Consider the following 7,063-nt stretch of genomic DNA (forward strand, 5'->3'; position numbering starts at 1 on the left):
AGAGCATGCCGGCATCGTATTCATTTAGACCGAAATCAGACATAAAGCGTTCTTTGCGCGCGGCTGGGAGTTCTGGCATTTGCGTGCGAACTTCCTCGATATAGTCATCAGTGAGTACAACAGGCAATAAGTCAGGGCAAGGGAAGTAGCGGTAATCATTTGCTTCTTCCTTGCTTCGCATGGATCGCGCAACGTGCTTATCTCCATCATAAAGTCGCGTTTCCTGAACGATTTCACCGCCATCTTCCAAGACGTCAATTTGCCGCTCTACTTCAAGCGCAATGGCTTGCTCCATAAAACGGAAAGAATTGAGGTTCTTGGTTTCTGTGCGGGTGCCAAGTTCTTCTTGGCCTTTGGGGCGAACAGAGATGTTGACGTCGAAGCGCATGGAGCCTTGTGACATTTCGCCATCGCAAATTCCGAGTGATGTGACGATACTGTGCAGCGCCTTTGCAAGTGCTACTGCTTCTTCGGCATTGCGCATATCCGGTTCGCTGACAATCTCGATTAGCGGAGTCCCGGCCCGATTAAGGTCTATGCCCGACATGCCATGATAGTCTTCATGTAGTGACTTGCCTGCATCTTCTTCAAGGTGTGCGTGATGGATACGGATATTCTTCTTCGTGCCGTCTTTTAATGTAATCTCAACCACGCCTGGGCCCACTATTGGCGCGTCTAGTTGCGTTGTCTGGTAGCCCTTTGGTAGATCAGGATAAAAATAGTTTTTGCGCTCGAAAACGCTTCTTTTGCATATCTCGGCATCAATCGCTAGGCCAAACATGGTGGCGTATCGAAAGGCCTGTTCATTCGGCACAGGAAGTGTACCAGGCAGGGCTAGATCTACGGCGCTAGCCTGTGTGTTTGGCTCGGCACCAAATGCGGTGGATGAGCCTGAAAAGATTTTTGATTTGGTTGCGAGCTGAACGTGTACTTCAAGCCCGATGACGGTTTCCCATTGCATAGTAGTCTCCTTGGCTTGTTACGCGCTTAGCTCGGTCAGTGAGTTTTCAGGACGAAGCTTGTGCCATTCCGTTTCCTGTTGGAATGCATAAGCAAGGTTAAGCATGCGCGCTTCGTCGAAGTAATTACCAAGCAACTGAAGGCCGCAAGGCAAGCCGTTAACCGGAGCGACAGGTAATGACATTGCAGGAATGCCTGCAAGATTTGCCGTGATGGTATAAACATCTTCGAGATACATTTGCACGGGGTCATCTCCTTTCTCGTCAAATCCAAAGGCAGGGGATGGCGTTGTTGGCCCGAGGATGAAGTCGACCTCTTTGAATGCGTTTTCAAAATCATTCTTGATTAGGCGGCGTACCTGCATTGCCTTGTTATAGTAAGCATCGTAGTAGCCTGCCGAAAGTGCGTAGGTGCCGACCAGGATGCGGCGCTTTACTTCTTCACCAAAACCTTCTGAACGACTGCGGAGGTACATATCCATGAGATCCTTAGGATCTTCACAGCGATAGCCATAACGGACGCCGTCAAATCGACTTAGATTTGCTGATGCCTCGGCCGGTGCGATGACGTAATAAGCGGGCACGCCAAGTTTGCTGTTTGGCAAGCTGATCTCTTTAAATTCAACACCTTTTTCTTTTAGAACTTTGATGGCTTCTTGCAGAACTTGGTTGATATCGTCGCTTAAATGCTCATTAAAGTATTCTTTCGGTAGGCCAATTTTTAGGCCGGTAATATTGCCTGTCAGCTCGTCGAGATAGTTAGGGACGTCCTGGTCGATGCTGGTTGAGTCTTTCGCGTCGTGTCCGGCCATAATTTGTAACAAGGCTGCGCAGTCTTCAGCGCTTTTTGCCATAGGTCCGCCTTGATCAAGGCTTGAGGCGAAGGCGATCATTCCATATCGCGAGACTCTGCCGTAGGTCGGCTTTAAGCCTGTCAGGCCGCAGAATGCTGCTGGCTGACGGATCGATCCCCCGGTGTCTGTGCCTGTTGCAACCGGAGCAAGTCGAGCGGCGACGGCAGCAGCAGAGCCGCCTGAAGAGCCTCCGGGGACGAGCTCTTTTGTATCGCTCCATGGGTTGAGAACCTTTCCGTAGAAGCTGCTCTCGTTGGTCGACCCCATCGCGAACTCGTCCATGTTGGTCTTGCCGAGACAGATGGCGCCAGCATCGATCAGTTTCTGAGCGACGGTCGCATTGTAAGGGGGGACAAAATTATGCAGCATTTTTGACCCGCATGTGGTCAATGTGCCGTCGGTGCAGAAAATATCTTTATGGGCGAAAGGAATGCCGGTCCAGATGTTCTGGTCACCACTGGCGATCTTCTTATCGGCTTCTGCCGCATCGGCCAGCGCTTGCTCTTTTGCGACGGTGATATAGCTATTAATTTTACCGTCAAGCTTTTCAATACGATCTAGGTAAGCTTGGGTAAGCTCGACACTAGTGAATTCATTGTTGCGGAGTCCTTGCGCGAGCTCCTTTATCGATTTTTCAAACATAGTTGCTAACTCTTTATTCGTTCTGGCAATGGAGGAGTGTGATGTGTTGATGCTCACTCAATCACTTTGGGAACGAGGAATAGTCCGTCTTCGGTCGCCGGAGCGACGCTTTGATACTTTTCGCGTTGATTTGTTTCGGTCACTTGATCCGTGCGTAAGGTTTGTACTGCATCTAACGGGTGTGCCATCGGTGCAACGCCATTGGTGTCTGCTTGTTGAAGTTGATCCACCAAGCCCAAAATGTTGTTGACGTCGCCACTGAGTTTTTCAACTTTCTCGTCTTCAACTTTGAGTCTCGAGAGCAGGGCGATTTTTTGGATGTCATTGGGAGTAATCGACATGGTATAAACCTTAATGTTCGTGTCTCGGCGTGCAAGTTGTTGTAGCGCGAGATCAAGTTTTTCTTTAGTAGAGCGTTATAGGCGGCGTCATCATAACAAAAAGCAGATTTGTGTGGGTATTTTCGGCGGCGATTCGCCGAGAATTGCTAACTGGTTTGAGCCTTTCTCAAAGAGTTGGTTGAAAATTGAACTCTATTGCGGCGCAGTTTGAGGATTGCCCTAAAAAACTGATGTAAGTGAGCGCGTTTACTGAGAATGTTTCTTGCCCAAACCCTGCGCCATTGTTAAAGTTACCTGATAATTATATTCATAAATCTTCAGGTTGATTTCCTTCCATGTTCAAGAAATTACGCGGCATGTTTTCAAGCGATCTTTCGATCGACTTGGGAACAGCGAATACTCTTATTTACGTGCGCGAGCGCGGAATTGTTCTCGATGAGCCTTCAGTTGTTGCGATTCGCAACTCCGGTGCTCAAAAAAGCGTTGCAGCAGTCGGTGCGGAAGCCAAGCGTATGCTTGGTCGGACGCCAGGCAACATTACAGCTATTCGTCCTCTGAAGGACGGTGTGATCGCGGATTTTGTGGTAACAGAGAAGATGCTTCAGCACTTCATCCATAAGGTGCACGAGAATAGTTTTATCACGCCAAGTCCTCGGGTATTGATCTGTGTTCCTAGCCGTTCCACCAAGGTAGAACAGAAGGCGATTCGTGAATCGGCCCTTGGTGCTGGTGCGCGAGAGGTATTCTTGATTGAGGAGCCTATGGCCGCAGCGATTGGCGCGGGCTTGCCTGTTGAAGAGGCAAGCGGTTCGATGGTTGTGGATATCGGTGGCGGTACGACCGAGATTGCGATCATCTCCCTAAACGGGATTGTTTATGCAGACTCTGTGAAAATCGGCGGTGACCGTTTTGATGAAAATATCGTGACTTACGTTCGTCGTAATTACGGTAGCCTTATTGGCGACGCGACAGCAGAGCGCATTAAACAGGAAATAGGCTGTGCTTACGAAGGGTTGGAAGTGCGTGCTATCGACGTGCGTGGTCGAAACCTTGCTGAGGGTGTTCCACGAGGCTTCGAATTGAATAGTGAGGAAATTCTAGAGGCACTGCAAGAGTCGCTCGCTGCAATCGTGCAGGCTGTGAAAGGTGCTTTAGAGCAATCTCCGCCTGAGTTGGCGTCAGATATTGCCGAGCGTGGCATTGTTTTGACTGGTGGTGGCTCATTGCTTCGCGGACTGGATCGCTTGATCAGCGAAGAAACTGGTTTGCCCGTTATTGTCGCGGAGGACCCGCTGACTTGTGTTGCACGCGGTGGAGGCAAGGCGCTCGAGCTGATTGATAAAGGTGCAGATGGCATCTTCGCGGTGGAATAACTTTTATCTTGTTGAGGCGTTACGGATAACGCGTTGACAATTCAAAGTTGCCTAATTTAGTCAAGCGAGGGTCTGAGCGATTAGCACTATTTTCGTACAAGGCCCTTATTTGGGCTACCGGCTAATACTTGCAGTTTTTCTGAGCGTTGCCCTTATGGTAGTCGACGTTCGATATGATCAACTGGATCCGGTTCGTCGAGGAGTAAGCACCTTGCTTACTCCCTTTCAGTGGATGAGTGATATCCCAACTCAGTTCGTCAATGGAGTTGGCTTTCTCTTCACTTCCCGCAATGAGCTTGAAGATGAGCTCGAATCTTTGAAGTCAAAAGTGCTTGTTCTTGAGCGCAAATCCCAAAAACTGGCAAGTACAACGGCGGAACTGAATCGCTTGCGCGAGCTGCTTAAGGCTTCTCGGGTATTGGATGATGGCGTCGTGATCACCGAGTTGGTTAGCGTAAGTCCGGACCCAAGTCGACACTATATAATGATCAATAAGGGTTTGCAGGATGGCGTTTATGCCGGCCAAGCAGTGCTCGACGAATATGGTTTGATGGGGCAGGTCATTGACGTAAGCGACTTCCAAAGTCGTGTTTTATTAATCTCAGATGATCGTCACGCCGTGCCGGTGCAGGTTAACCGAAACGGTGTTAGAGCCATCGCTTATGGCTTGGGTAATTTGTCGGAAATGACGCTGGTGAATGTGCCGGATACGGCGGATATTCAGGTAGGTGATTTGTTAGTAAGCTCCGGTCTTGGTGGCCGCTTTCCATCAGGCTATCCTGTCGCAACCGTCACCGAAGTCCAACACAATCCAAGCGCATCATTTGCAACGGTGAAGATTGAACCGCAGGCAAACCTAAATCGAAGCCGCCTTTTGCTTCTTGTTTTTCCGCAGAAAGATGAGGGGCTCAAGGCCTCGATGGGTGATTCAATCGTTGACCAGACCAAGTCAGAAGGCGCGGAACAATGATTTATCAGCCAAGTATTTTTGCCATCACGGTCACGTTTATTATCTCGTTAGTGTTGGAATTGATTCATCTCCCAACAATGATGGCGACACTGCGGCCTGAATGGCTAGTGCTCACTGTTTTCTTTTGGACGCTGCGCTCTCCTGGTTCCGTTGGAATCGCAATCGGCTTTTTGATCGGATTGCTGCTAGATGTTGTTAGCGGTGTGTATCTTGGCGTAAACGCGTTGGCACTGAGCATCGTTGCCTACCTCGCTGTTGGTATGCATAAACGTTTTAAGCTTTATCCTTTGCTTCAGCAGTCTCTCGTTGCGTTTGTTATCGTGCTTATCCACTTGCTAATTTCCAACTCCTTTACTTCTCTCTTAAGTCGCGGACAAGATCCAGGGCAACTAATCGTTCAAGCAATGGTGAGTGGTTTCTTCTGGCCGATCCTGGTTGTGATTTACGATCGAACTAGTATGGCATTGAGGATATGACGCGATGAACACGGTTCTAGTACTCGCTTCTGCATCACCGAGACGGTTCGATTTGCTTAGTCAGCTTGGTTATCAGCCCCATCGTCTACCGGTTGATATTGATGAAAGTGTGGCTTTGCATGAACAGCCAGTTGAATATGCAAAGCGCATGGCTCGAGAAAAACTCGACGCAGCGATGGATCAGTTGAAGGGACGGACTGAAATTGCTGGTTTGGCACTGAGTAACGCAAGGCTAATCGTGCTCGCTGGGGATACAATATGTATCAAGGGTAGTGAAATCCTTACGAAGCCTGTCGACTTTCCTGATTTTCAGCGAATGATGGGTTTGATGTCGGGTAGCTCTCATACGGTTTTAAGCAGCTTTGCACTCGGTGAGTTGAGTGACGGCGTGGTCACTAGGTTAAATCTCGACGTAGTCAAAACCGACGTGCACTTTAAAGAGTTGAGTGCGCAAGAGCTCGCGGCGTATTGGGATACTGAAGAGCCTGCGGATAAGGCTGGGGGGTATGGTATTCAGGGCTTAGGCGCAGTTTTCGTTGAGCGGATTGAAGGAAGCTATAGCAATGTTGTTGGTCTGCCTCTAATGGAAGTGCATAGTGCATTAAAGTCTGCCGGGGTAGCATCGGCTTTATAATTCAGAGCAGTAAAAGGAATAGATGTTTTGAGCGAAGAACTACTGATAAATGTAACGCCTGTCGAAACGAGAGTAGCGGTCGTAGAGAACGGCATGTTGCAAGAAGTCTATATTGAGCGTTCAAGCTGTTTGGGGATTGTCGGTAACATCTACAAGGGCAAGGTAGTGCGCGTGCTGCCAGGAATGGAAGCCGCCTTCGTTGAGATTGGTCTCGAGCGCGCTGCATTTATCCATGTTTCAGACATCGTTGGTGCTACCGATAATGGCGACCAACAACAGGACATTGCGTTGTTGCTCCGCGAGGGGCAGTCCCTTGTCGTTCAGGTGATCAAAGACCCAATTGGAACCAAAGGCGCTCGACTAACAACGCAGCTTTCGGTTGCAAGCCGTTATCTCGTCTACATGCCTTCGGTGCATCATATCGGCATTTCGCAACGTATTGAGGATGAGGCAGAGAGAGAACGTCTTCGTAACCTCGTGACCGAATGTACTCAGCGTGAGCAGTTTTTTACAGATAGGGCCAAGACAAGCTCCGATAACGCTGGAGATGCTGTCGAAGAACACGCTAAGCACAGTGCAGGGTCGGGCTTTATTATTCGAACTGCGGCTGAGAGTGCGGGCGAAGACGAGTTTGAGGCGGATGTTCAGTTTCTAATGCGTTTGTGGACCAAGCTAGAGCAGCGTATCAAAAATAGTAAAATGGGGGAGGTGATCTATCAAGAGTTGCCGCTTCATGTGCGCGCTATCCGTGATTTGGTCAAACCTCAAACCGAGAAAATTCGTATCGACTCCAAAGAGAGCTTTGCCAAGGTAA

General features: G+C 49.2%; 8 protein-coding genes. 5 read left to right on the top strand and 3 right to left on the bottom strand.

Annotated features, from left to right (window positions below):
* From gatB to gatC, 3 genes are all read right to left on the bottom strand, one after another.
* Positions 1-961 (bottom strand): Asp-tRNA(Asn)/Glu-tRNA(Gln) amidotransferase subunit GatB (gatB, locus tag A3751_RS08355; RefSeq protein ID WP_068454310.1); only part of this gene is annotated, 961 nt, incomplete at its 3' end.
* 18 nt (positions 962-979) lie between these two features.
* Entirely contained in the window at positions 980-2,455 is a 1,476-nt protein-coding gene (gene gatA / locus A3751_RS08360; RefSeq protein ID WP_068454313.1) for an Asp-tRNA(Asn)/Glu-tRNA(Gln) amidotransferase subunit GatA, read from the bottom strand.
* Positions 2,456-2,508: 53 nt separating this feature from the next.
* Complete coding sequence (gene gatC / locus A3751_RS08365) at positions 2,509-2,796, bottom strand: Asp-tRNA(Asn)/Glu-tRNA(Gln) amidotransferase subunit GatC (protein ID WP_068454316.1); 288 nt, start codon at positions 2,794-2,796, stop codon at positions 2,509-2,511.
* Between the two features lie 335 nt (positions 2,797-3,131).
* On the opposite strand from gatC, the gene A3751_RS08370 reads away from it, so the two are divergent.
* The 5 genes from A3751_RS08370 to A3751_RS08390 all read left to right on the top strand — a co-directional run.
* Positions 3,132-4,169 carry a rod shape-determining protein gene (locus A3751_RS08370; protein ID WP_068454319.1) on the top strand — a complete coding sequence of 346 codons (1,038 nt, stop codon included), beginning with the start codon at positions 3,132-3,134 and terminating at the stop codon, positions 4,167-4,169.
* 88 nt (positions 4,170-4,257) lie between these two features.
* Positions 4,258-5,139: a rod shape-determining protein MreC gene (mreC, locus tag A3751_RS08375; protein WP_082863125.1), complete on the top strand. Its 882-nt coding sequence runs from the start codon at positions 4,258-4,260 to the stop codon at positions 5,137-5,139.
* The gene (mreD, locus tag A3751_RS08380) at positions 5,136-5,615 is read left to right on the top strand and encodes a rod shape-determining protein MreD (RefSeq protein ID WP_068454325.1); all 480 of its coding nucleotides are present in this window, start codon (positions 5,136-5,138) and stop codon (positions 5,613-5,615) included. Before mreC ends, mreD begins: the two co-directional genes overlap by 4 nt.
* Before the next feature lie 4 nt (positions 5,616-5,619).
* A complete protein-coding gene (locus A3751_RS08385; protein ID WP_068454327.1) occupies positions 5,620-6,249 on the top strand; it encodes a nucleoside triphosphate pyrophosphatase in 630 nt (209 codons plus the stop codon).
* A gap of 27 nt (positions 6,250-6,276) precedes the next feature.
* Positions 6,277-7,063: ribonuclease E/G (locus tag A3751_RS08390; RefSeq protein WP_156492337.1), on the top strand; the 787-nt coding region annotated here is incomplete at its 3' end.

Source organism: Oleiphilus sp. HI0080 (genome assembly GCF_001635135.1).